The organism is Mucilaginibacter sp. P1_D10, from assembly GCF_056406215.1.
On sequence record NZ_JBFUAP010000016.1, the window covers coordinates 1 to 25,399 of the forward strand.

General features: G+C 43.3%; 15 protein-coding genes. 5 read left to right on the forward strand and 10 right to left on the reverse strand.

Going from position 1 to position 25,399, the window contains the following annotated elements; translation table 11 throughout:
* Positions 1–680 precede the first annotated feature (680 nt).
* Positions 681–4,793, reverse strand: a complete 4,113-nt coding sequence (locus tag AC1DYT_RS21455) for a two-component regulator propeller domain-containing protein (RefSeq protein WP_477471563.1) — start codon at positions 4,791–4,793, stop codon at positions 681–683.
* A 631-nt stretch (positions 4,794–5,424) separates the two neighbouring features.
* On the opposite strand from AC1DYT_RS21455, the gene AC1DYT_RS21460 reads away from it, so the two are divergent.
* The 5 genes from AC1DYT_RS21460 (at position 5,425) to AC1DYT_RS21480 (ending at position 10,870) form a co-directional block, all read left to right on the forward strand.
* Positions 5,425–8,052, forward strand: coding sequence for a sigma-54-dependent Fis family transcriptional regulator (locus tag AC1DYT_RS21460; protein ID WP_477471564.1), 2,628 nt, complete (start codon positions 5,425–5,427; stop codon positions 8,050–8,052).
* 176 nt (positions 8,053–8,228) lie between these two features.
* On the forward strand, positions 8,229–8,984 hold the full coding sequence (locus tag AC1DYT_RS21465; RefSeq protein ID WP_477471565.1) for an SDR family oxidoreductase: 756 nt from the start codon (positions 8,229–8,231) through the stop codon (positions 8,982–8,984).
* Positions 8,985–9,228: 244 nt separating this feature from the next.
* Positions 9,229–9,603, forward strand: a complete 375-nt coding sequence (locus AC1DYT_RS21470) for a hypothetical protein (protein ID WP_477471566.1) — start codon at positions 9,229–9,231, stop codon at positions 9,601–9,603.
* Positions 9,604–9,622: 19 nt separating this feature from the next.
* On the forward strand, positions 9,623–9,796 hold the full coding sequence (locus tag AC1DYT_RS21475) for a hypothetical protein (RefSeq protein ID WP_477471567.1): 174 nt from the start codon (positions 9,623–9,625) through the stop codon (positions 9,794–9,796).
* An 84-nt stretch (positions 9,797–9,880) separates the two neighbouring features.
* Complete coding sequence (locus AC1DYT_RS21480; protein ID WP_477471568.1) at positions 9,881–10,870, forward strand: hypothetical protein; 990 nt, start codon at positions 9,881–9,883, stop codon at positions 10,868–10,870.
* Between the two features lie 355 nt (positions 10,871–11,225).
* On the opposite strand, the gene AC1DYT_RS21485 is transcribed toward AC1DYT_RS21480, so the two are convergent.
* The 9 genes from AC1DYT_RS21485 to AC1DYT_RS21525 form a co-directional block, all read right to left on the reverse strand.
* Positions 11,226–11,438, reverse strand: coding sequence for a hypothetical protein (locus tag AC1DYT_RS21485; protein ID WP_477471569.1), 213 nt, complete (start codon positions 11,436–11,438; stop codon positions 11,226–11,228).
* Between the two features lie 4 nt (positions 11,439–11,442).
* Positions 11,443–12,189, reverse strand: a complete 747-nt coding sequence (locus AC1DYT_RS21490) for an alkene reductase (protein ID WP_477471570.1) — start codon at positions 12,187–12,189, stop codon at positions 11,443–11,445.
* A 217-nt stretch (positions 12,190–12,406) separates the two neighbouring features.
* Entirely contained in the window at positions 12,407–13,351 is a 945-nt protein-coding gene (locus AC1DYT_RS21495) for an NADP-dependent oxidoreductase (RefSeq protein ID WP_477471571.1), read from the reverse strand.
* Between the two features lie 80 nt (positions 13,352–13,431).
* Positions 13,432–14,154 carry a helix-turn-helix domain-containing protein gene (locus AC1DYT_RS21500; RefSeq protein ID WP_477471572.1) on the reverse strand — a complete coding sequence of 241 codons (723 nt, stop codon included), beginning with the start codon at positions 14,152–14,154 and terminating at the stop codon, positions 13,432–13,434.
* A gap of 112 nt (positions 14,155–14,266) precedes the next feature.
* Positions 14,267–17,518: a GH92 family glycosyl hydrolase gene (locus AC1DYT_RS21505; protein ID WP_477471573.1), complete on the reverse strand. Its 3,252-nt coding sequence runs from the start codon at positions 17,516–17,518 to the stop codon at positions 14,267–14,269.
* An 18-nt stretch (positions 17,519–17,536) separates the two neighbouring features.
* The gene (locus AC1DYT_RS21510) at positions 17,537–18,658 is read right to left on the reverse strand and encodes an acyltransferase family protein (RefSeq protein ID WP_477471574.1); all 1,122 of its coding nucleotides are present in this window, start codon (positions 18,656–18,658) and stop codon (positions 17,537–17,539) included.
* Between the two features lie 21 nt (positions 18,659–18,679).
* Positions 18,680–21,538 (reverse strand): beta-galactosidase, encoded by a 2,859-nt coding sequence (locus AC1DYT_RS21515; RefSeq protein WP_477471575.1) that lies wholly within the window; start codon positions 21,536–21,538, stop codon positions 18,680–18,682.
* Between the two features lie 93 nt (positions 21,539–21,631).
* Complete coding sequence (locus AC1DYT_RS21520; RefSeq protein ID WP_477471576.1) at positions 21,632–23,830, reverse strand: alpha-N-acetylglucosaminidase; 2,199 nt, start codon at positions 23,828–23,830, stop codon at positions 21,632–21,634.
* A 91-nt stretch (positions 23,831–23,921) separates the two neighbouring features.
* Positions 23,922–25,397 carry a RagB/SusD family nutrient uptake outer membrane protein gene (locus AC1DYT_RS21525; RefSeq protein ID WP_477471577.1) on the reverse strand — a complete coding sequence of 492 codons (1,476 nt, stop codon included), beginning with the start codon at positions 25,395–25,397 and terminating at the stop codon, positions 23,922–23,924.
* Between the last annotated feature and the right edge of the window lie 2 nt (positions 25,398–25,399).

The window sequence follows — 25,399 nt, forward strand, 5'->3', positions numbered from 1 at the left end:
ATTTAAGGTTTGTGCATGGGCCGAAATAAAAATTTAAGGTTTGTGCATGGGCCGAAATAAAAAGAAACATGCCCATAATAATTAATGAAATTCGGTATTTCACTCTCTTTTGTAAATTTTTATCCATCTTATAAAAGGATTTTAAGGTTTTTTAATTGGTTCATTGTTGGTTGGTTGGTTGTTTTCAATCTTGGTTTTTCTTCATAATCTAGTAAGGTGATCTTTATTGGTTTTTAAATTTATTGTTCAATATTCAGGTGTGCCCTAAAAGCTAGCCTTCCAATTATCCGCTCATATCAAAAAGGCTTTATATTGAGGTTACCCTAAAAGCAGGAAACTCTCAAGTAAAAGAATTTCTGCAGGGTGAAAAAATCAAAAAAGCCAAAAACGCGTAAATCCGGTTTTAGGAATAATCTAACTTGTTGGTTTATAAATCAGGTTTTACATATAATAAGTTGGTCGTATTATATTAAGGTAAATGTACCCTGTGTGCCCAGATTGCCGAGTGTGCTAATGTGGGTGATTGGTATGAAAAATGTTAATCTCCTTAAAAATCAAATAATTGATAATAAGATTATTAACATAATAAACGGGGGAAAAATGTCTATAGTCGCCCTTTGAAAAAGGCAGTTTTTTTACGACTATAAACTATTTAAATCGGCGGGATTGAGGTGAGAATATCAATCTATACTGTCCAGGTACTCAGAAGGCGTCATCAAAAATTCTTCTTTAAATACTTTAGAAAAATATTTCGCATCATTGAAACCTACCTCATAGGCAGTTTCGGCTATGGTGAATTGTTTTGTGACCAGGAATTGTGCTGCTCTTTTTAACCTTACCGACCTAATAAACTCAACCGGAGTTTTGCCAGAAAGATTAAATACTTTATTATATAACGTTGTGCGGCTCATATTCATCTTACTGCTTAGCAATTCAACTGAAAAGCTGGCATTTGGAATATTCTCTTCAATAACCGTCAACAACTTTTTCATAAACTTCGTATCGGGAGTTTCGATTTCCAAATCGCCCGGTTTCGCTTCAATTTGCCTTCGATATGTTTCTTTTACTACCTGTTGATTCTTAAGCAAATTATGAACCTTAAAGCGTAATATGTCAAAATTAAACGGTTTTGAAAGGTAGTCGTTCGCCCCCGTCTCCAAACCGACCAGTTGCTTTTCATCGCCGGTAAAAGCGGTAATTAATATAAATGGAATATGTTCGGTGCGTTTATCGCTTCGGATCTTTTTGCAAAAATCAATACCATCAACTTCGGCCATATTAATATCGCTGATGATCAGATCGGGATGTAAAGCCAGTGCCTTTTGCCAGCCGTCTTTACCATTTTCGGCTTCGGCAACTGTATATAAATGTTTAAGATCATCTTTTAGACAGGCCCTGAAATCGGGGTTATCCTCCACAATTAAAATGGTAATATTTTTATTGCGTTTTTCCTGACTTGGCCTGTCGGGTTTAGGAGCTTCCACTTCTTCGGGAGTATTTTCAATAACGGTAAAATTATTTTTCTGGGATATCTTTAATGGCAGCCGCACAATAAAACAACTCCCTTTCCCATGTTCACTTTCAACAGAAATGGCGCCACCCATCAGATCAACAAACTCTTTAGTAATTGACAAGCCAATACCACTTCCCTGGTTAATTAGTGAAGCGGGCATGTCATTCTGAAAAAAACGCTCAAATATTTTATTATGTTTTTCGGTCGGAATACCAACACCCGAATCTATTACCTTAATTTCGAGCAAGGTCATTTCCACGCTATTGGATTCCAACAACTTTGCTTCAACGGCTACACTACCAAAGTCGGGGGTAAACTTAAATGCATTTGAAAGCAGGTTAAAAAGTATCCTTTCAATTTTGTCCTGATCAAAAAAAACGAATCCCGAATCAGTATCACACTTAAATGAAAAACTAATGTTTTTTTTGTCTGCCAGATCGGTAAACAAGTCGCTTGCTTCCTTTATAATTTTAATGATATCAGCTTCACACAGGTCAAGCTGCAGTTTTTTTACTGTCATTTTACTAAAATCCAATAGCTGGTTAATCATATTAAGCAGCCGCTTAGAATTTTCGTGGATCATTTGAAGTTTTCGCCGGCTATAATTATCATCAGCCTGTTTTAACAATTTTTCAACTGGTGCCATAATCAGGGCGATAGGCGTTCTGAATTCGTGACTAACGTTGGTAAAAAAATCTATTTTCATTATATCCAACTCGTGCTTATCCTGTGCTTCCTTTCGCACGCGCTCGATCTCAAACCGGGTTTCTATTTTTTTAATGCCTTGTTTGCGGATGTAATACAAGACCGCCAGGATGGAGAAAACATAAATAACATAGGCTATTGGCGATTTCCAGAACGGAGGTAATACCTTAATTTTCAATTTTATATAGCTGGGTTTCCATTTTCCCTCCTGGCTAATGGCCCTTACCTTAAAGGTATAATCGCCTCCGTCAAGGTTGGTATAGGTAGCTTTCCGGGTAGCATTGTCGGCAGTAAGCCACCCTTTATCGAAACCCTCCAGCATATATTGATGCATTATTTTATTGGGGTTGAAGAAATTTAACGCCGCAAATTCAATGGTAAACACATTTTCGCTGTGATTCAGCGTTATCTCCTGGGTGGCCGAAATTGCTTTAGTTAATATAACATGGCCGTCAACCGCTTCATTGGTTGCTATACTTTTGTTGAATAGCTGAAAACCGGTGAAAATTAATTTAGGCTTCCCGATATTCGGGTGTATACTCAGTGGGTCGAAGATATTGAAGCCGTGAGAGCCGCCAAATATCAATTCCCCTTTATTGGTTTTTAAAGCTGCATTTACAGTGAACTCTCTGCCCTGCAGGCCATCAGTTTCATCAAAATTTTCAAATTGAAACTTATACGTGCCGTTGCCGGGTGTCAACGTTATCCGGCTCAGCCCGTTTGACGTACTTAACCACATTGCCCCCCTACTATCTTCCAATACTTTCAAAACCTGATTGTCGGGCAACCCGTCCTTTTTCGTCAGCGAGATAAAAAGGTTGGTTTTCGGGTTCAATATGCTCAGTCCGTCCCTTGTCGCTATCCACATCAGGCCGCGGCTGTCCTGCATGATATTATAGATGTCATCGTTGATCAAACTGTTAGGGTCGTTTTTCTTGTTATTATAATATATAACGCCACGCCCATTTTTCAATATTTTACTTATTCCAAAATATCCTCCTACCCAGAGATTACCTTTGGTGTCTTCAAAAAGAGCGGATACATAAGGCGACTTGATAACCGTTTGCTTAAAAGGAGCGAAAAATATTTTTTTGTCTCTGTCAAATATTTGCAACCCCGCCGCAAAAGTGCCTATCCATAACCGGTTCGACGAATCTTCCAGGATATTCCACACCCGGTCATCGGCAATACTCGTAGGCACCTTGTCATTATGTTTGTAATGGATAAATTTCTTGCCGTCAAAATGGTCCAGCCCGCCAAAATACGTACCTATCCATAGTTGCTGATCATGGTCGATACATAAGCTTACAATAATATCACTGCTGAGGCTATTAGGGTTTCCGGGGTCGTGTTTATACTGCGTAAACTTGCCTGTTTTGCGATCAAAATAACTTAAACCGCCACCATTGGTCCCAATCCATAAGTTACCCTTTTTATCTTCAACAAATTTATTAACATCTTCAAACCTAACACTTGCGGGATCTGAGGCGAAGTGCCTGTATAACGGGAACCTGATAATATTTTTATGATAATAACTTACCCCCTCTTTAAGCGTGCCGGCCCACATAATGCCTGTGTTGTCTTTATAAAGCAATACCGTGTTCTGCCCCAATGATTTCGGATCATCTTCCCTATTTACTAAATAAGTAATTTTGCCGCTTTTTTTATCCAATAAGTTTATCCCTCCATGATCAGTGGAGATCCATATAAGGCCGTCGTCGGCCTGAACAATATTAATGATGATGTTCGATGTAAGCGGTGTCTCTGCCGATTCTTTCGTAATGTACCGAAACCGTCCGGTACGGGGGCTGTAATAATAAACGCCGGAATCCATGTTGGGGTTAAACACCCAGAGATCGCCATCCCTGTCAATAGTTATCGAGTATTTCCTGGCTTTATTATTAGCAGCTTTTTTAAAAATATCGGTATGGTACGTAATGGCATTGCGTTTTACATCAAATAGCTCTACTACGCCGTCGTTATAAGCAAGCCATAAATTCCCGCTTGCATCCCGCTCAATGTCTGTAACAGAATTTGAATATAATGATGGGTTGGAATTACGGTGATGATAATAACGCGTGGCAGTTTTTTTCAGCTCGTTATACCTGTAAAGGCCCGAATCGGGACACAAAAACCAAAAGTCGCCTTTGCCGTTGTTAAGTATCTTGGAAACGAGCGGATACTCCGGAAGTTTGAAAGAATTACCCAATGACGGTGCGTCATTACTAAACTGCTCCGTTTCGGGGTCGTAAAAGGAATATCCGCCTGGGGTTGCTATCCACAATTTTTTGTCGGGCCCTTCAAAAATATTAGTTATGTAATCCTCCTTAATGGAGTTTTTATCATTTACGTTATGCTTAAATACTTTAAAAGTATAACCGTCATAACGGTTAAGGCCCGAAGCTGTGCCGAACCACATGAAGCCGTTGGGGTCTTTAAATATGCAATTAACCTGGTTGTGCGATAGCCCGGTGCTTATATTGAGCCGTGAAAATTGGTATTGGCTGTTTTGCGCAAAGTTATTTGTATAAGCAAAAAACAATGCTGAAACGACAATATAAAGTTTTAAACGCATTGAAATTTAGTTGACATCTTCGAAATCAGGAACCTGCCCTTAGCAAGCCGGTACACTACGATAGCATAAAAGTAAGATAAATTCGTAATTAACGAGATAAAAGTGGCTATTCCTTATCTGATCACCAGAATATAAATAACCTAACTCTGAAGCGTGACCCGAAGTAATCTTGCCAAAGCCAATGAAAATCGGAACAGCAAGATATTCGAGGAGTATGCTTATCACGTGATCGGTATCACCCGGAATAAATGCGCTAATGTATATAAACATCTGATCAGCGCGATAATAAAGTTCTGCAAAAAGGGAGTAATATTTGTTTTTCGATATTTTCCTGCAAATTTTCTCCAAATAAAAAACCCAACTCGCCAAAGTGGGGTTAAATTATTGATTTTGATGCTCCCCACAGTGGCATTTTTTCGAACCAATTCATTGAAAAATTAAGACGAGTTGGAAATTCAGGCGAATAAATTAATGCTATTCCAACTATATCATTCTTTTATAGTCGGTTGTTAACTTAACACTTGAAACAGGGATTGCCAATAAATGCCATTTACTTTTTGGGCAGCCCCTGGCCCGACTCACCTTTATTTTCCCTAAATTGCCAGCTCAACAAGCTATCTTATAACACTTCATGAAAAGGGTAAAAGATATGGATCCGGGGCTTTCAGTTCCTTCCCTCGCTGTACTTGAACAGGAAAGAAGAATCTTATCGGACCTGGGCAACGATATTACCGGGGTACGGGATAAAAATGACCTGATTATCCTTTTTTCAAATCGGATCAGGAGCCTGTTTTATTTTACGCATACGATCGTGACCCTCATCGATGCCAGGGATGAAACCTATACCCCCTTCCTTCTCGATCATAAATCCTCTCCCATCCGGTCACACGCGATATACCCGGAATTGATAAAGGCGCATTTTTCACTGAACGAGCCATTCATCCAAGCTGCATTGCGTGCAGAGGAACCCATCTCTTTTTTGCTGGAAGATATTATGGACCAGCCGCAAAGCCCTTCCTTTTTGCGGGCCAATTATGAAGCCGGCGTAAAAGAAATACTAATGACCAGGCTTATGAAAGAAGGGAAGCCAATGGGTTTTATTCATATCTATTCCGATAAACCTAATAGTTTCAGCATTGAATTCCGAAACGTTATTAAAGGTATTGCACCACAGTTATCGGGCGCTGTATCCAACATCATCAAAAATGAAGAGATAATTAAAAAAGAAAAGGAGAAATCCTTCCTCCTCGATTTCAGTAATGACATCGCAGCGGTAAGAACGAAAGAAGAACTGGCCCTGGCCGTTCGCGCCGTGTTAAAAAAAATAAACCCACCGGGTGGTTTTGTCATTCGCAGGGTAAATGAAGATAATACCACCATGAGCCCCTATGCTTATGATCTTACTAAAACGCATGATCCGAAGGTGATAAATGCGCTGGAGCAAGCCAGGTATCCTATTAATGACGGACTGCAGGACCGTGTACTAAATAGCGCTATCCCTTTATTGTTCAACGTAGACAGGGAAATACAGCGCGGCATCGCCTCCTCTTATTTACAATATTGGAAGACGATGGGATTCAAAGAAATTGTAGGCATCCGTTTGCGGAACGGGGAAACGAATCATGGAATTTTGTTCCTGGACATTCAAGAGATCAATGTTCAGTTATTGCAGGGCATCTGTTCGCAAATATCCATCGCCCTCGCCAATATTATGGCCAATGAGCAAATCAATAAAAAGCAGGAAGAGCAGGCTTTTTTGCTCGATTTCAGTAGCGACGTTGCACAGGTAAAAACCAAGTTGGACCTACAGGCAGCTATTTTTAGGGTACTGGACAAAACCATGCATACACAGTTGTCAATGATCCGAATAATAGACGAGGATGACTATAACTTGTCGGCGTTTATGTATGATGAAACGTTATTTGAAACAGCAAAAACACATTTCGCAGAATTACTTGCCAACCGCGTCACTGTCGAAGAAGCTTATACAGCAGAAGTACTTGCCAGTGAAGACGGGATAGTATTTAATATAGAGGAAGAGCTAAAAACCGGCAACACATACGCAAGGTTATGGAAAACTACCGGCTTAAAAAACATGTACGGCCTACCATTGCGGGTTGGCAACAAAAATATCGGCACCATCTGGCTACTGGCAGACCGGCTGAGCAAGCTGATGCTAAAAGGCATTTGCGCACAGATATCCACTGCTATTGCTAATATACAAGCCAATGAAAAACTACTGGCCTATAAACAGCAGCTCGAGGTAGAGAATGACTATCTGAAAGAACAGATCAAAACCATCTATAATTTTTCGGAAATTATTGGCAACGGTGAGCAGATGCAGGAGGTGTACCGGCTCATGTCACTGGTGGCGGGGTCCAACACCACCGTTTTGATATTGGGCGAAACAGGTACGGGAAAAGAATTGATTGCAAGGGCCATTCATAACGCATCGCCGCGTAATGACAAATTGATGGTGAAGGTGAACTGCGCCGCCTTACCTGCCAATTTAATAGAAAGTGAATTATTCGGTCACGAGCGGGGCTCATTTACCGGTGCCATAGATCGCCGCATAGGTAAATTTGAACTGGCCAATAATAGCACCCTGTTTCTGGATGAAGTGGGCGAATTGCCGCCCGAGGCTCAGGCAAAATTGCTGCGCGTGATCCAGGAACGCGAACTGGAACGTTTGGGGGGCAAACAAACCATTAAAGTTGATGTGCGTTTGATTGCTGCTACCAACCGTAACCTGGAAGAGGAAGTAAAGGCGGGCCGTTTTCGCGCAGATTTGTATTTCCGGTTAAACGTATTTCCCGTCAATCTGCCTCCGTTACGTGAGCGGCTGGAAGATATTGAACCACTTACACATTTTTTTGTAAAGAAGTATAGCCGGAATACAGGCCGTAAGATCAGGAAGATCGCACCAAAAGTGATACAGCAATTGCGCAGCTATACATGGCCGGGCAATGTGCGGGAGTTGGAGCATTTGGTAGAGCGCAGCATATTACTTACCACCGATGATATTTTGCATGATGTGTACATCCCGCAAAGTACCGTTACAGATAAACAAGAGTTACCCTATCTTTTAAACCATTCCCTTGAAGAGGTTGAACGCAATTATATTATTGAAATACTGAGGCGTTGTTCGGGCAAAATTTCAGGCCCCGGCAGCGCCGCCGAAATATTGAAGATACCCGGCAATACATTGCACTCCAAATTGAAGAAATTAGCCATCACCAAAAAGGATTATTTTAGCTAATCCATGTCTGCGATACTCCGCATTGTTCCCTTTATAAGGTGAAACAAGTAGTGTTTTCACTAAATACAGTGAAAAATCAGCTCCCTTAATTTTCGCATTTATTTGATTATCAATTATTTAATTGATTGGCATCGCATTTGAATTAATAGTGCTGAAACAATTAAAAAAATTAAATCATGAAAATCGTAGTTATTGGAGGCTCCGGCCTCATTGGAACCAAAGTAGTTGCCCATCTTCGTCAGGCAGGGCACCAGGTAATTGCCGCCTCTCCGGCCACAGGCATCAACACCATTACCGGAGAAGGCTTAGCGGAAGCTATGAACGATACCGATGTTGTTGTTGACCTTGCCAACTCACCCTCCTGGGAAGACCAGGCTGTCATGGATTTTTTCCAGACATCCGGCCGCAATTTGCTGGCGGCAGAAATCAACGCAGGCGTAAAACATCACCTGGCTCTGTCGATTGTTGGCGTCGACATTATGCAAAACATCGGTTACATGCGGGCCAAAAAAGCCCAGGAAGATGTTATCAAGCAGTCGGGGGTACCTTATACCATCATCCGCAGCACCCAATTCCTTGAATTTCTGAAAGGTATCGCCGACCAGGCCACCGACGGGAACGAAGTACATCTTTCAGACGTGCGGTTCCAGCCCATCGCTGCAGATGACGTAGCGGCCTTCGTCGCCAAATATGCCGTGGCGGCGCCCATCAATGGCAAGGTAGAAATAGCTGGTCCGGAACGTTTTGCCATGTATGAAGTGGCGGCCCAATACCTGCGGCATGCAAATGATCCGCGGAAGGTAGTACCTAACGGTAAGCCATCATACTACGGCGGGGAAATTAGTCATAAAGCGTTAGTACCCGCCGGGCAGGCAGAACTGGGGGCCATCAACTTTGAAAAATGGTGGAGTAACCAATTACAAAAAGTCTGAGATAAATTGGTCTGCTGGCTGTTAAAACGAAGATGACAGGTGCCAGTTTGCCGAGGCGGTTGTAATGGGAATGCGCTTTCTACCTGTTCGTACATGAGGGTATCCTTACGCCGGCATATGATTCTTATGAAAGCCGGTCAACAACACGGCAAGTTAACAGGCAGCAGGCCAACCTTTCAGCCTATTTATAAAAATGAAAAGACAACAATCGGCCTAATTACACAACTCCTTCAAAAAGTTAAAAATGAACAGTGAACAATTAATTGAATTAACCAAAGAGCTCATCTATAATGCAACACATTTTAACGTGCCTTATGTGGAGCAAATTTATTCAGATAAGCTGCTGATTGTTAAAGTAGACGAAAATGGCGCGGTAGATACCATGAACAAGGAACAGCTGATGAGCTTCGTCCGGGGGAATAAAGAGGCAAACATGGAGCCCCTTTCTACTAAAACTGAGTATCACTACGCTGTATCCGATGGAAATATGGGGATGGTGGTGATTACCCGTGAATTGGTATTTGACGGAAAATTGAATAGGAAATTCTTTACAGTGATCTGGGAATATTTATCGGATAGGTGGCAGGTTGTCAAAGAATCTTCCGTGGCACGAGTATGAATTATTAAAATCAAGCGAAATGAAAGATTTTTTATTTGGGTCTTACGCAGATCCTAAAACTAACCAGAACGGGCAAACTGATGGGGAAATCCTAAAAAATTTCGACCCGAATGAGGAAAGCTTAAGCGAAGGCGGCGAGTATATGGACGATGCCTTAAGAATGGTGGAGCAGCCCTTTGATCGAAATATTTAAATGGATTTAAAGCCAACTCATATTTGGCCCCACGCAAATCATCTAATCGTTAACCTTAAAAAAATAGCCATGATAACCTACAATATGGAAATCAAGAATCCGGGTCCGATATTAACGGACCTGTTAAGCGCAGTTCAGAGCTTTAATGCTGCAGACCATGTGTATGTAAGTAGCATAACATCGGCAGAACAACTAACTCCGGCGGCATCCGGTTCATCGTTAAGCGCATTTGATATCACGGAATCGCCGCTACCTGATATTTTAAATACACTGGGAATACGCAGCCTCACTTTAAATTCCGTTCAGCACGAGGAGACGCTTTCCCGGCTCAATGCCGCAGCACCCGCAACGGAAAAATGTATGCGGGATTTTTTTAAGGATGGTGAAATGATCAAAGACCTTCAATCGATCTTCAGCAATTGCCGCACCATTGCTTTTGATGATTGGGCAACAATAAGCGGGGCCTCTGTTTTGTGGGACGGGCTGCTGAGAGATGTCATCAGGCCGCTTGGTAAAATCGATCTGGAATTTATTTTCTACCTGGGCGACCCTACCAAAAAGCTTTCTTTTGAGGTAGATGAAGCCCTTGACATCATCAGCGCCTTTTCATTGCATGGAAAAGTGACGTTTGCATTGGATGAAAATGAAGCTATCTGGTTATGGATGATATTAAATGGCGTACAACCGGGTACAGAAATTATTGAGCAGTCGGCCGCCGATCTGAAAAAGAAGTACATCTCTATTTTCAGAACGATGAATATTTCCCGGCTCCTGATTTATTCGGCGAACAACGCGATATTATATGCTGATGACCAACAATTTGTTCTTTCACGAAAGAAGGTGGAGCATAGTATAGAAATTGCTTCAGATGCCCGACAAAACTTTATCGCCGGCTATAGCATTGGTGCGCTTCTGCAACTCGATATCGCACATTGTATCGCGCTCGGCCTCATTGTGTTCGGCTCCCATGGCGAATTAAAATCATCCCCGGAACGAAAGGATCTGTATGCTTATATCCGAAACTGGATTCAAGACCTCGAAAAATCAGCAGAAATACAACTTTATCAGGACTGAATTGAGTTATTTCAGGGCTACTTCAAGAGGCGTAAGAGATACTGGTTTCTTCCTTTTCAGGCTTGCTAAAATATATGCGCAAATATGCCATCCCCCAACTTTTCGGACTGATCAGTTGTTATCACCACACCATCAATCGTAAAAACCTATGGCACAAAAAAAGCCCCCGCAGACGTGTGGGGCTTTGCACTGTTTCACACACAGATCACATTCTTACTAAATGCTGTTTCCACATCTTAATAGTTCAAAGATGGATAATCAATATAACCTTGCGCACCGCCACCAAACATAGTTGCCCTATCAGGCTGATTGAGTTCGGCATCTAACTCAAAACGTTTCTGCAAGTCGGGGTTCGCTAAAAAGAGCGTGGCAAATGAAACGAGTTTGGCGATGCCTTTTCCAATTCTGCTTCGGCAGTTGCTTTATCATAGCCTGCATTGGCAATAACAGTTTGTTGTATCATGCTGCCAAATAAAGCAATTTCATCATCTGCCGGATAATGAGCAGGCGAAGGAAAGTATGGGCTGCGCTTCATCAATTCTACATAAGCAAAGTTGAGTTTGTTCAACTCTTCAATTAAAATAAGTGTAGGTTCCGGCAGGATCATCCAAAACCATATCGCCATACGGATGGAACGGCGAAAGTTTTATACCAACTTTCCCGCCACCCACCGCATCGATCAGTTCCTGCTTCACCTCCAGCAAGAAACGGGCTTTGTTGGGGATGCTGCCTCCATAATCATCAGTTCTTTGGTTGGCGCTTTCTGCCAGGAACTGACTTGGTAAATAACCATTTGCTGCATGTAATTCCACTCCATCAAAGCCGGCTTCGATCGCGCTTTTGGCAGCCTGCCGGTAATCTCTAATGGTTTGTTGGATCTCGGCAACGGTTATTTCCTGTGGCGTTTCATAGTCCTTTGGACCCTGTGAAGTGAAATGCTGTGCGCCTGTTATAGGTAGTGCGGATGGCGCCAGCGGCAATTTTCCATTACGGTCCACAGAATGTCCTGCACGACCGGTATGCCAAAGCTGGGCAACGATCAGGCCACCATTTTCGTGAACGGCTTGAGTGACTTTCTTCCAGGCAGCGATCTGTTCAGGGGTATAGATCCCCGGAGTCAGCGGGCTGCCGGTCGCCTCTTCACTTATCCGGATGGCCTCGGTAAACATCAGCCCGGCACCTGCTCTTTGCATATAGTATTGTACGGTCATATCACCTACAATGCCGTTGATGTCTGCCCGGCTGCGGGTCATCGCAGCCATCACCATTTTATTTTTTAAGGTTAAATTCCCTAATTGTGTATTTTCTAATAGTTTCATGATTTTATTTTTGATGTTGCCTACAAAGGTGCCTGCTAAATAGCGGACAGACTTGTATCAAATCACTGTTCCTAATTTTGCTTCCAGATGGTTCCGTTTTCCAATTGGTCGCTCTCCAGATCATTTTTTATGATCGCCGGGGCATCTGTCAGCATAGTTCTAACTGCTTTCATCAGCACTAATTTCACGAACAGTATTATCTAACTTGGCCAGCATTTTAATTGATCTCTATAACTACTTTACCAATGTAACCGCCGCGCTCGGCATATTCATAAGCTTCCTTGTACTGCGCAAATGGAAATACTTTGTTGACTTCGATCTCCAGCCCATTATTCACGGCACTTAGCAGAACGTTAGCGTATTTAGTAGATGGGCTGGAAAGAACGACCACATGCTTTTTACCCCTAAATAAGTTACCTAATAGCGATAGCGGTATGTCAATCGGTTTTGGTGTCGGGTTTAAGAATAAAGTTTTAGGCTTCATGATCTGTTTAGCAGTTTTGTAACCCATTTTGCCGGATAAGTCGATAACGATGTCATAAGCGGCTTTCTGAGCAAGCACATTTTCTTTTTTGTAATCTTTCACGGAGTTTGCACCCCATTTTTTTGCATATGCTGCCCCCTGGCTGCTGGCCACCGCTGTTACGTTAGCGCCCCGATGCTTTAATAATTGCAGTAAAAACATACCAAAGCCTCCGGTGGCACCATTTACTAAAATGCTGGTTTGTGAATTGATGTTACCCATTTTTTCTATTGCGGTAACAGCAGCAATTCCGGCTACAGGGATAGAAGCGGCCTGGGCGAAACTGATGTTAGCGGGCTTTTTCCAGACGAGTGAAGCCGTTACGGCAACATACTCGGCTGATACACCTTCTTTCATCATATTCTTTACTACCCCAAAAACTTCATCACCCTTTGCTAAGCCAATGACAGAAGCTCCAAGCTCTTCTACGATACCCGCAAAGTCGACACCTGTATGCTTTGGGAATTTTGAACCGGACATCAGGGTCATTTCGCCTTTCCGGATCTTCCAATCCATTGGATTGATAGAAAATGCTTTCACTTTGATTAATACCTCATCTGCTTTGATAGTAGGTTTTGCTTGTTCTACAGTTTGTAACACATCTGCGGTTCCAAACTTTTCATATACTATTGCTTTCATGATCTTATTTTTAATTGTTTAAAATGATATCACAAAGATGCGGACAGCCTGGTGACGAAACTTGTATCAAATCACTGTAATTATAGGACCTCTATCAGATCACTATTGAATTTGAGGGCTTTAGGAGGCATCCCGAACATTTCATACATATACTTATTAAATTGTGGAAGGTCGTAAAAGCCGGTGTCGTAGGCAATCTCGGTGAGGCTTCTGTCTTTTTCAGAAAGGGTGAGATAGATCGCCTGGCGTAACCGGGTCCACAATAAATATTTGGATAAGCTGCTACCTGTTTGCTGCTTAAAAAGAGATGCTAAACGCGAGGGCGAAAGAAAAACGATATCGGAAAATGTTTGCGGCGTGATGTTTTGTTCGAAATAATTGGTTTTGATGTAATCCACTATTTTCGTCACTCTCTCATCATAATCGATAGCAGGCAATTTAGATATTAACGCATCAACTATCTGGCTAATCGCCAAACTGTCTTTAGTTGTTTCAAAGAAAGCATTCGTTTCAGCAGGAGAGTCAAAAACAATATAATTCTGATCCGCTGCAAACCTGCCCGCCAGCTCTAAACCAATAGTAGAGTAGGGCTCTATATTTAAAACATTCAATGTCCCTTTTTCGGCCGCGCAAAAGTGCGGCACGTGCGGTTTGATCAAAAAACCGTATATCCGTTCGTAAAGCGTTCCGTTGATGGTAGAATTAAAGGGTGTGTCGTTCGATAATACGATTTGGTAGGCGGAGTGATGGTGGATCTCTACGGTTAGGTTACGCGCTTTAAGGGCAAGAAGGAAAGGATTCATAGCGACAGTATGGTATGATTTACCGTAAATATACCATCCTTTGGCAGATCAATGCTGATATATGCTCGTTTGTTAAGCGAGAGGCGAGAAAAATGTATCTCTTCTATCTCATTTATTTCGATGTTATATATATGTGTGTAATTTCTTCGGCGGATAATGCCTCTTTAAATACCATCGCCTTACTTATATAGCCATGATATACCCTTTCCGACGGGAATTCTTCATTCCGGCCAAGTGTCCATTTGTTTTTGTTGGAAAGCTCTGCGGGTTCATCTGTTATTGTTGTGCCTTTTAAAACACCATCAATATAAACATATAAGGTTTTACCGTTACATACGCCAGCAATATGGTGCCATTCATTCCGCCAGTTTACGGGCAGCGGTACCGTACAATCGCCACGGCCCCAGCCGCCGGCAAAAAAAGTGAGTGTTTTACCATCGTTAACTTGTAGCACATGGCTATCCCCCTTGGTAAATATGTCTACCAATCCGTTTTCGCCGCTTGTTGGTTTAACCCAGGCCATCATTGTTATCGTCTTATCCATCACATCCAATGCGGGGGAATTTGGCACTTCTACATAAGTATTGTCGCCAAATAGTACAGCGGTATCGCTTTCAGGCAATCTACCCATAGCCGGTAAAAACATCCCGTTGTTGCCAAAGCCCGATCTGTCTTGTATATTCTTAGAAGCTGTATTTTTACCCGGCAAAATATCAAGCAAGAGCGATTCAGGAGCATCGCTATAAACTTTAAAACGGATTATTACGCTATCTATCCGCAGTTGTTTGAAGCCGGTATCGTGTACGGTAAACTCATGGTTGATTAGCTTTTTTTCGCCTGGAAAAAGGGTTATTTTATCCGTAAATAACACTACTTTGCCTAACATCACCGGGATATTAAAGATCTGTGTAACACCGCCGACATTTTGAATGATGTAGCTTACCTTTTGTTCATCGTTCACTTTAACCATAGCGCGTGCTATTAAACTGCTTATCGCGTAAGCATGGCCTGCGGCCACTTCAGGCTGTTTAACCTTAATCAAAACAGTTGGAAGCTGATCAACACGTAAGCTGGCGTTACCGATTGCAAACAACCTTATTTGGATAGAATCTGTAAGTTTCTGCCCCGTCTTTAGTAAACAGTTTTTAAATGCATAAGCTTGCCCGTTAACAGATACGGTTACTTTTTTAGTACCCATTCTGCCGGTGTTCAGCAGCGTAAACTTAACCATTAGCGGCTGGTTAGATAAAACGGTATTGTTACTTACCTTGTAATTCAATAACTCAAAAAACGGGGCACCCCTGGTTTCTGATAATATCTGTGGTTTTTTGTTAATGGCCCAGTTACTTGCGTGGCTGCCCATAGTAAAATTGATACTGCCGCCGTTAATTAAGGTAGCGTGTGGTAATACCAATTGCTGCCATGGTTTACCGTTAACTTTTACCATCTGTACATAATCACCGTTGGATGCATTGCCGGCTTTTATAATAAGGTTTTTCCTGTTGGGCAGGTGTAGGGTTACCTTATCAAAAACCGGGGCGCCAATGGCATAATATGGCCTGCCCGGGCAAACCGGGTAAATACCCAAGGCACTAAAAACATACCAGCTGGATGTAGATCCGAGGTCATCGTTGCCGGGCAATCCGCCCGGTGTGGCGCTGAACCTGTTCAGCATAATTTGCCTGCACCATTTTTGGGTTAAATTTGGAAACCCCGCCTGGTTAAACAAATAGGGCAAATGAAATACGGTTTCGTTATCAAATAAGATAATGTTATTGGTTAAAGCCGAATCTAACCGGGCTGTAAAAGCCTTTGCGCCACCGTTCAGGTTGATCAGGTCCTGGGTGTTTTGGGGAACATAATAAGAGTAAACCCATTTATCGCCCTCTTTATAACCAGACATGCCCGGTTCCGTTTTCCATTGGTCACCATTACGGGGAAGCACAAACAATGCATCCTTATTAAACAAATTGCGGTAATTGTATCCCATTTTTAATAACCGGGCGTAATCAAGCGGCAGGTTCATCGTTTTGCCTGCAAATTGTGCCAGTACCCAGTCGTCATAAGCGTACTCAACCGTACGGGTTACCGATTCTGACCGGGTAAAAGGAAGATACCCCATCTGGTTATACTGCTCCATATCCGGCTGCATAAAAGGAGGCTCTATAACACTTTTTTTCATGGCGGTGTAAGCCAACTGTTTATCAAACCCGTTTAGGCCTTTCAAATAGCTGTCAACAATAATCGGGATGGCATGGTTACCCGTCATAGATTCTGTTGGCAAATGCCCCGTTTGCTTATAAATATCCAGCATAGACAAGATAACATCATTTTGTTTATCCGGAAAAAGCAATGTTAAAAGCGGATGCAACGAACGAAAGGTATCCCAGGGCGAGAAACCACCGTATTGGTTGTTGCCACTTTTTTGATGTACCAACCCGTCGGCACCTTTATAGCGGCCATCGGCATCATCAATTACCCAGGGGATTAAAAGCGAATGGTATAATGCTGTATAAAAGCTGGTTTTATGCTGGGTGTTTTTATCCGTTACATCTGCAATAGACAATGTTTTCATCCAGCTGCTGCGGGTGCGTTGATGGATCTCATCAAAGCTTAAACTGCCAATTTCGCTATCGATATTTTCTTGTGCAGCCTCAAAGCTAATAGATGATGTACTCATCTTCATTACAATTACTTTAAGGTTTGATTTAAATGTGAACAACCAGCCGCCTTTTACCTGTTTTTTATCCTGATATGCCTCGCTGAAATTGATAACGGTATTGCGGTTTGAAGCCCACACTACACTTTTGGATGGCGTGCTCATCTCACCGGCATCGCCAATAAAGAGCTGCGGTGCCTGGCCATCTGTAAAAGTAAAACGGAACAATCCTGCCCTTGCAGTAACGGTAGCTTCTGCCGTGGTATGGTTATCATTAAAAGTTACTTTATAATAACCAGGCGTAGCTGTTTCCTCCTGATGTGAAAAATGCCTGCTGCTTTTGCCGGCTTCAAAAAGACCCTCAACAGCTACCGGCATAACCCAAAACCGCCCTGCAGATCCTTCCGGAAAACCGCTCATATGCCCAAAGCAGCTAAAATAGTAAATCGCGCTATCGGCATAGTCATACCCTTTTGCCCCGGTAACACGGGTTTCGGGACTTAGCTGTAGCGCGCCGGATGGTGCAACCGCACCGGGATAGGTGCCGCCGTTGTTTCCCCATTTGGTAATTACATTGCTTTTAGTTGTACCTATCAGTGGGTTTACATATTGCAGGTGATTGCCTTGCTGAGCATCAGCATTAAAAAACCACATTAAAGTTGCTGTAACAATAAACAGTACACGTGCAGCAAATAATTTTAGCATATTTTTTGGATAACGCTGTTATATTTTAACGTAAATTTTCTTCTTATCCATAGCATAGGCTACCAGCCAACAAAGCAGCATGTAGCAAATGGCAAATACCAACGTACCCAAAGCACCGGGGAACAAGTACTGGTAAAATACCCGGTTGATCCATTCGTAAAAGCTTACCCCAGGGGCCACCCATATCAGCTGCAGCGTGGTTAACAACAACTCTGATAAAAGATAAATGGCCAGCGAGTTTTTACCGAATACAAGGAAGAAACCGGCACCCCGTTTTATCTTTTCTATCTCGATAACATATATAAGAAAGCCTAATATACATAGGTCTATCCCGAGGGTTAGGAGGGTAAAAGAGCTGGTCCACAATTTTTTTGCTATCGGGAAAAACTGCCCCCAAAATAAAGCCAATACAATAAGCAAGGCCCCGCAAATAAATAGCCTGGCAACAGTTTCGTAGTTTTTACCTTTCCGCTGGATGAATGCCCCCGCCAGGTAGCCGCCTATCACATTTACAATACCGGTGAGCGTGCTTAGCAGCCCTTCGGGATCAAATGCTATCGGGCCGCCTTTGTCATGGTATAAATGCTCGTTCCCCATGATTAGGATATCCAGCCGCGTGCCTGCATTGCCAAGCATGTTATAGATATTACCCGGTTCACCAAATCGAATTAAAAATGCCCAATAGCCTATTAATAGTAAAATGGCTATGATCACCGCCGTTTTTTTGGAACCGTAATGTACAATAAGTGCCCCGAAAAAATAGCAAAGCGCAATCCGCTGCAAAACACCCATGATACGTGTATGGCCTAAAGCATTAAACTCCCAGCCTGTATTAACCCGGTGAAAGAAAGGAAACCAGTACATGAGGTAACCCAACAGGAATATAATAACAGTCCGTTTCAGGATCTTGCCGATAAAGGCCGCATCAGTTTCCAGTTTCTTTTTAGAGAAGCTTAAGGCGTTGCCAACGGCAAATAAAAATGAAGGGAATACCAGGTCTGTTGGGGTAAAACCAAACCATGCGGCATGGTCTAGCGGGGCCCATACCGTTGCACCCGAACCAGGCGCATTTACAATGATCATAAAACAAATAGTAATACCGCGGAACACATCAAGCGCGGTAAATCGTTCTGCAGCCATAGCCATGCTTATTATAATGTATTATTTAATTTCTGACGATAATTGATATTCAACCCTGCCTGCAGCCGGCTCGGCAATTACCCGCACAGCTGTTGGTTGTTTGCCGTCCTCATCATAAATCACCAGCTGGTTGCTGCCTTTGTTTAACCAGCACTCGGGTATATACAGCCCGGTAACAGCAATCTTTTCGGGATAGCGGCCCAGGTTGTGCCCATTCACCCATATCGATCCATGCCCCATGTTTTTGGGATCAACCCGCCATATAAAAGTTTGCCCCGCAACCAGGTTGGTAATAAACGCCGAGCGATAAAAGCATGGTCCGGTAGCAGTCCGCGATTTGGCACTTAATTTTTGCCAACCGATTGTTCGATTAAGGTTGTCGGGGCCGCCTTGCATTGCCCAACCGGTTACAGTAGCTGCATTGCCAATAGTATTTAAACTAACCGGCCGGTCAATACCGCCTTCGTTAGAATAGTTCTCTATAAAAAGTGTTATCCTGATAGGTTGCTTTAGCACGGCAGCATCGCTAATGGTTATCTCAAACGGGATATTCCAGCCTTCGTGGTGTTTAACTTGTTGGCCGTTTACAAATACGGTTGCATTTTCATCAACGCTTTTAAATGACAGCGTTACTTTAGATGTACCTGTTGCAGGCTTTGGTATAAGTGTAGTAAACCAACCAAAACCTTGTTTTAAGTTAAATGCGTCGGCACCCATTTTATATTTTTTAAACGATACCGTATCAAACTGCGGCGGTCCATTTTTAAGTGCATCGCGGTTTGTTGCTTTCTCAAAATACCAATTGTTAATATTGCTGAGGTATGGGCCGCCCTTTTTTAGGTAGACGGCACCGTAAATCCCCTTCCTGTCCACATTGTTTATCGGGCCTACGTACGCTGCCAGTTTATCGCGCCCGTCATGTGCCGTAAATATTGCCAGTGTATGCCTGCCTTTTTTAAGGTGGAGGGTAAATTCGCCGGCACTCAACTGCCATATAGCTATTTGCTTACCATCTATGTACGCTTGCGCCCTGCCGCCGCCTTTTACCTGCAAAGTGTACTTGCCCGTTGTTGGGATATTTAAGGTGGTGCGGTACCAGGCATCAGCAGTGATATCACCATCGGCACCCATTTGTAGCGGGAGTTTGGTTTTAAGCCAGCCTGTTGTGTTTGCGATTTTACCGGCAGCACGTGCTCCCGTTTTGTATTCCCATTTACTTAAGGCCAAATTCGCGGGTTGTTGTATGCCAGAGCTATTGTTTTTATTTAGTAAGATAGCTTGCTTAGCGGTATAAAGCCAGGTATCAGCTGCTACTTGCCGGGTTAAGGGTTGTTCTGTTGTTATACTAGTGCTTTTATCTTTTATAACTATATCTCCGGTGTAAGCAGCACCACTAATAATATAATTTTGCCCCTTGTTATCTGCTATCCAGGTATGATCTGTCTGGCTGCGGCTCATTACCAAAATGCGGATGGTATGGTCGCCGGTTTTAAAGCTGTATTCTGATGGTTTATTACTTACCGGTGCAAGCCCTTTTAAACTTACCTGGTTACCGTTAATTTTCAACAGCGATGATTGAGTAACCGCTGTAACATTCCCTTTGGTTGAAAACTGTAATGACAGGGGGCTGCCCGGTTCTGCCTCGGCAATCAGGGTAGTGGTTTTATCCTGCTTTACAATAGCAAAGATGCGGGTATAGGCCCAATTGAGCATTACATACGGCGTAATATTAAAGTGATGCACCAGCGGATAGACCTCGCCAGGTGTTAACAACAAGGTGCCGTCCATCCCTTGCAGCTTAGCAGTTAACGTTTTTTTACCTGGGTTATCAATAAAAACAATATCGCCATGCGGGCTTTTGCGTGCAGTGATCTTTAAGGTAGTATCTGCAACTAAATTTTGGTACGTGGTACTATCATTTGTGCTGTTTTCCAGCACATCCTGAAAACTGCGGGCAAACCATGCTGCACGTTTAAAGGCATGATAAATAGGCCGTATATCACCCGCCTGCCCAATTGCCGCACCATAATCATACGAGGCGGCGTCTTCATCATTATTGGTGTAACCAAAGTTGGTGCCGCCATGTGCCATGTAATAATTGTACCCGTTGCCGCCATTGGCGATAATCTTCCAGGTGCGACGGTCGTACAGTGAATCATCATCGGCTTTGGCACCATATTGTGAATACCAAACACTCCAAAACTCGGTAGAGAACCAGGGGTTTGGCCTTTTAAGATCATCAAAATTACCATTTATAGCCGGGTCGCTGGCATGATGCAAACCGCTAAAAAAGTAGGGCACCTGTAAACCCATGTCCAGCGCCTTGGTTTGCAGATGTTTAAAATAGGCATCTGGCGTTACGGTTCCCCAGCCGTTGTTGTGTTCATTCTCTAATTGCACCAATATCACCGGGCCGCCTTTATTGATCTGCCTCTTAAACACTATAGGCAAAAGATGATCAAAAAAACGATCTACATACTTTTCAAAAGGTGCGTTATGCTCCCGTACCCGCAGACCGGGTTTAAATTTTAACCATATCGGGTAACCTCCGCTATCCCATTCGGCACAATAATAGGGGCCAACACGTACTATAGCGTACAGCCCCAATTTGTTCGTCATATCCAGAAAAGCGCCCAGATCGCGGTCGCCGGTAAAGTCAAATTTACCTTCTTGCGCTTCGTGAAAATTCCAGATGGTATAGATCTCTACGCAATTGAAGCCGGCGCGTTTAATGCGCAAAAGTCTGTCATACCATAATTTATGCGGTACACGGGCATATTCCAGCCCTGCCGATACGATAAAGGTGCGTTTACCGTTCACCAGGAAACCCTTACTGTCAAAATCTATAAACGGTTTGGCAGCAGCAGATGCCGCAAACATATGATCATTTATGGCCTGGCTAAAAACGGACTTGCTATTAATGACCGATAAGACTATTGCAAGAATCAGATACAGACATTTGCTCATCCGTTATTAGTAATTAGCTTGTTGCGCAAGGGTGCCATATTTAGCAAACATCTTTTTAGCCATTGCTACCTCGTTGCCAGTGGCAACGTCGATGTAAGCATTATTATGGGTGTTTACCCATTGCCATTCCCAGTTTTTCACCTGCTTGTCAAAGCTCCCGGCATCAAACGGTGCCCCGGATGCTAAGGCCTTATCCATTTGGGTAAAATACATTGCCCAGCGTTGTTTGTAATAGCCTTTAATTAAACCAGACCATTGCCTGTTAGAATATTCGCTTAAGCCGCTTTCCTTATCGCCCCAGAGGGTAACCAGGTTACGGGCATTCAATTCATACAAATTCTTCTCCCGGGCAGTGATGCCATTGGCACGTGCTTCATTTATCCACTTGCCCAATAAAAAGTCTTTACGGGTAGCCAACAACGCATCCATATCATCCATCAGCTGTAAAAAATCGGCACTGTATTTTTTAAATGCGGCACGGTCTTTATTATTAACGGCAGCCGCCATTTGCTGTTGCAGCGGTGTGGCATAATTGGTCAGCGCCTGGCGGGTTACATCTACCAGGTCATATTTAAAACCGTCGCTTTCGTTCAGGCTATCTGCAGCATGTATCAAATGGCCCCAGGCGGTTAACAGTTTTTTTGGGTCATAATTTAGTTTGGTTAAAACGCGGTCTATCGTTTTCTTTAAAGTTGGGCGCGCTATAATGATCGATTCGGGGCCGCCTTCGGTAAGGCCGCCGCTATAAACGGTATTTAATAAAATATGCCAGGCCTCATTTGCTTGCTGGTTTACGCTGCCATAGCGCCTGTGTGCATAATCTTTTAGCCAGGCATCGGCATCTATCGGTGTATCACGCCAAACGTTTTCCAGCATCAGGGCAAAAAGGGCAGGGTTTTGCTCTATCCCTTCGGGTGTGATACCGATACCGCGCATGTTGTTAGATTCGGGGTCGTGCAGGGCAATGGCCGGGTCGGCGGCTACATGTCGCATACGGCCAAATAAACTGATGTTCCCGCCAAAGTTTTGCAGCATGCTCCATATCCAGGGTTTACCGTAATAGGCATCGGTGCGGTTCCAAACCGGGTGGGCATCGCTGTACAGATCAAGCACGATCATCTGCTCGTTAGGTACAGCATTAAGCAATGCTTTTATCTGTTGCGGCTGCCAAAATTTATTGTTGTAATGGAACATCCATCCCTGCATTACCCAAACCGCTTGCGGGTCGGCAGCGGCCATGGAGTTAAATACTTTTTTGCTCATCCCATCCAGGTAGGTAGAATCATTAGTGGGCGGCACATTCTCATTAAAGGTATCTGCAGAGTACAGATGGTCGGTGCCAAACTCTTTGGTTTGCGCCTCGATATATTTTTTTCCGATGGTTTCAAACATCGGGTCATCCGGGTCAAGGATATAAACATCCGGGAAACCGGCATCCCAGTTGGTCTTTTTAACTTTAGCTCCCGGGAACTTGTCTTTAAACGATGGTGGCACATGGCCGGTGAACGATGACAATACCGGTTTCATCCCGAATGAGCGCTCACGCTCCAGGATCTTTTTTTGCAGGTCTTTATGGCTATCCATCCAATGCTGTGGCAGCGGGCCGCCCCAGGCATCAATGTTACCCATCCAAAACCACGAGAAATAAGCCGGGCCGCTAAAAAACTCGTCCAACTGTTTATCGCTGAATCCCATGCTTTTGTATACATCCTGCCAAACGGCCTCTTCGCCGGTAATAGCCAAAGGCATGCTTATGCCATTCAGGGCCATCCAGTCAATTTCTTTTTGCCAACGCTCCCAATCCCACCATGACATAGAGTAGTTAAACGTGCAATAATTAAGATAGTAGCGGTATTGGTACGGCGTGTTTTTATGGATGGTGCCTGTAACCTGTGGCAGGTTTGCCGGTATTTTCACATCCGTATTCCAGCTGATCTCTACCAGGCAATAATTTTTAAGATAGTAATTTAATGCCGACGCAACTGACAGGCCGTTGTTGCCACGTAATACAATTTTACCATTGCGGTCGGCCAGTTCAAATACATCCTTACCGTTTTGCTGCGGAATACTTTCTATGATAAAAGCATCAGCCCTATCGCCGGGTATCACCCTGTTTATAAATGCTTTTAAGACCTGCTCATCAACCTGTGCGGCGGCTTTTAAGCTTATTGTTATCCCTATAAAAACAAATAACCACTTTCTCATTAATCAGTACTTTATTAATAACAAAGCCGGTAACCTGTATAAGCTATTGGTAATAGTGTTATAACAGGTTGCCGGCTTATGTAATTGTATATTAGAAATTAGGGTTTTGAATCAAAACGCCTTTACTTTTATCTATCTCTACCTGTGGTATAGGGAAGTAGTAATTTTTAGGGCGTACAAATGTTACCGTTTTATTTTGGTCTATCGGTGCCTTTGAAACCGACAGGTTATAAATAGCAGCAATATCAATAATTTTGGCTTTGTCCCAACGCATCAGGTCCTGGTGGCGCTGGTCTTCACCGGCCAGTTCAACACGGCGTTCGTGAATCAATTCCTTCATACCTGCACCAACAACCGGTGGTAAAGCCGTAGAGGCACGGTGTCTGATCTGATTGATGATCGCATCACCCGCACCTGCTCCCTGCGTACGGATCAGCGCCTCGGCAACCAGTAGATAAATGTCTGCCGAGCGCATTAACGGCACAGCAAAGGTATGGTCTACGCCGCCGCCGCCAGCAACCGTATTAAACACGGCATACTTTTTAAAGGCAAAGCCGGTGGCTGATAGGTCTGCCGTAAAAGTGGTTAAACCATTACCATCACCTAAATCCACTTGGTCACCAACAGTTAATAAGGTAGCTTGCTTGCGCGGGTCATTGGCCTCAAACTCGTTGGATAAACCTTGCAGCGGCTGGCTGAAGCCATAACCTCCCCAGGCCCTTGGTATGTAATAAATTGTAAAATCGTTTTGTACCACATTTTGTACCGCCTGGATAGAAAACAGCAATTCGGTGCTGCTTTCGTTAGCGCGGGTAAAGTTATCCCGGTAATTGGCCGCCAATGCGTAGTTGCTGTTAGCGATTACTTTTTGCCCGGTTGCAATAGCCTCGGGTAGTTTTTCCCAGTACATATACAGCTTGGTTAATAAACCCAAAGCTGTGCCCTTGCTTACACGGCCACGATCTGCACTGCCGTAGCTTTCCGGTAAAAGGTCTACCGCTTTTAACAGGTCTGCTTCTATTTGCTTGCGCACTTCTTCGATAGATGATTTTGGAACGTTAAAGTTCTGCTTGCTATAATCCTCATCAGTAATGATAGGCACATCGCCATGGATAACCATCAAACGCCAGTAACCGAAAGCGCGTAAAAAATAAGCTTCGCCCATGCTGCGGTTTTTAACAGCGGCAGATATTGCGGTGATTTTTGGGATATTAATGATACAGTTTGTAGAACGGTTGATCTCTTCATAACGCCATTTCCATGGATACCGGATAGCCGCGTTTGACGCATCGTAGGTTAAGTTTTCAATTCCCTCGTCTTCACCGTGGTCGCCGGAGCGCCAGTAGTCATCAGATGGAGTATCAAAAGTAGTTTCGGCATGGCCTATATAATCTTCTTCTTCTAATAAGCTGTAAATACCGGATACTGCGTTAACCGCATCTTTTTCATTTCTGAAATAGTTATCTGAGGTGTAAACACCCTGTTGCTCCAGATCAAGTGCTTTTTTACATGCGCTGTTAAATAACGCAAGGGCAATGATTGTATATATGATTTTTTTCGATCTCATGA

Coding starts and splice junctions, on each gene's coding strand:
- AC1DYT_RS21460 (WP_477471564.1), top strand. CDS start 5,425: ATGAAAAGGGTAAAAGATATGGATCCGGGGCTTTCAGTTCCTTCCCTC.
- AC1DYT_RS21455 (WP_477471563.1), bottom strand. CDS start 4,793: ATGCGTTTAAAACTTTATATTGTCGTTTCAGCATTGTTTTTTGCTTAT.
- AC1DYT_RS21525 (WP_477471577.1), bottom strand. CDS start 25,397: ATGAGATCGAAAAAAATCATATATACAATCATTGCCCTTGCGTTATTT.
- AC1DYT_RS21475 (WP_477471567.1), top strand. CDS start 9,623: ATGAAAGATTTTTTATTTGGGTCTTACGCAGATCCTAAAACTAACCAG.
- AC1DYT_RS21490 (WP_477471570.1), bottom strand. CDS start 12,189: ATGAAACTATTAGAAAATACACAATTAGGGAATTTAACCTTAAAAAAT.
- AC1DYT_RS21495 (WP_477471571.1), bottom strand. CDS start 13,351: ATGAAAGCAATAGTATATGAAAAGTTTGGAACCGCAGATGTGTTACAA.
- AC1DYT_RS21520 (WP_477471576.1), bottom strand. CDS start 23,830: ATGAGAAAGTGGTTATTTGTTTTTATAGGGATAACAATAAGCTTAAAA.
- AC1DYT_RS21470 (WP_477471566.1), top strand. CDS start 9,229: ATGAACAGTGAACAATTAATTGAATTAACCAAAGAGCTCATCTATAAT.
- AC1DYT_RS21465 (WP_477471565.1), top strand. CDS start 8,229: ATGAAAATCGTAGTTATTGGAGGCTCCGGCCTCATTGGAACCAAAGTA.
- AC1DYT_RS21500 (WP_477471572.1), bottom strand. CDS start 14,154: ATGAATCCTTTCCTTCTTGCCCTTAAAGCGCGTAACCTAACCGTAGAG.
- AC1DYT_RS21510 (WP_477471574.1), bottom strand. CDS start 18,658: ATGGCTGCAGAACGATTTACCGCGCTTGATGTGTTCCGCGGTATTACT.
- AC1DYT_RS21505 (WP_477471573.1), bottom strand. CDS start 17,518: ATGCTAAAATTATTTGCTGCACGTGTACTGTTTATTGTTACAGCAACT.
- AC1DYT_RS21480 (WP_477471568.1), top strand. CDS start 9,881: ATGGAAATCAAGAATCCGGGTCCGATATTAACGGACCTGTTAAGCGCA.
- AC1DYT_RS21515 (WP_477471575.1), bottom strand. CDS start 21,538: ATGTTTGCGGCATCTGCTGCTGCCAAACCGTTTATAGATTTTGACAGT.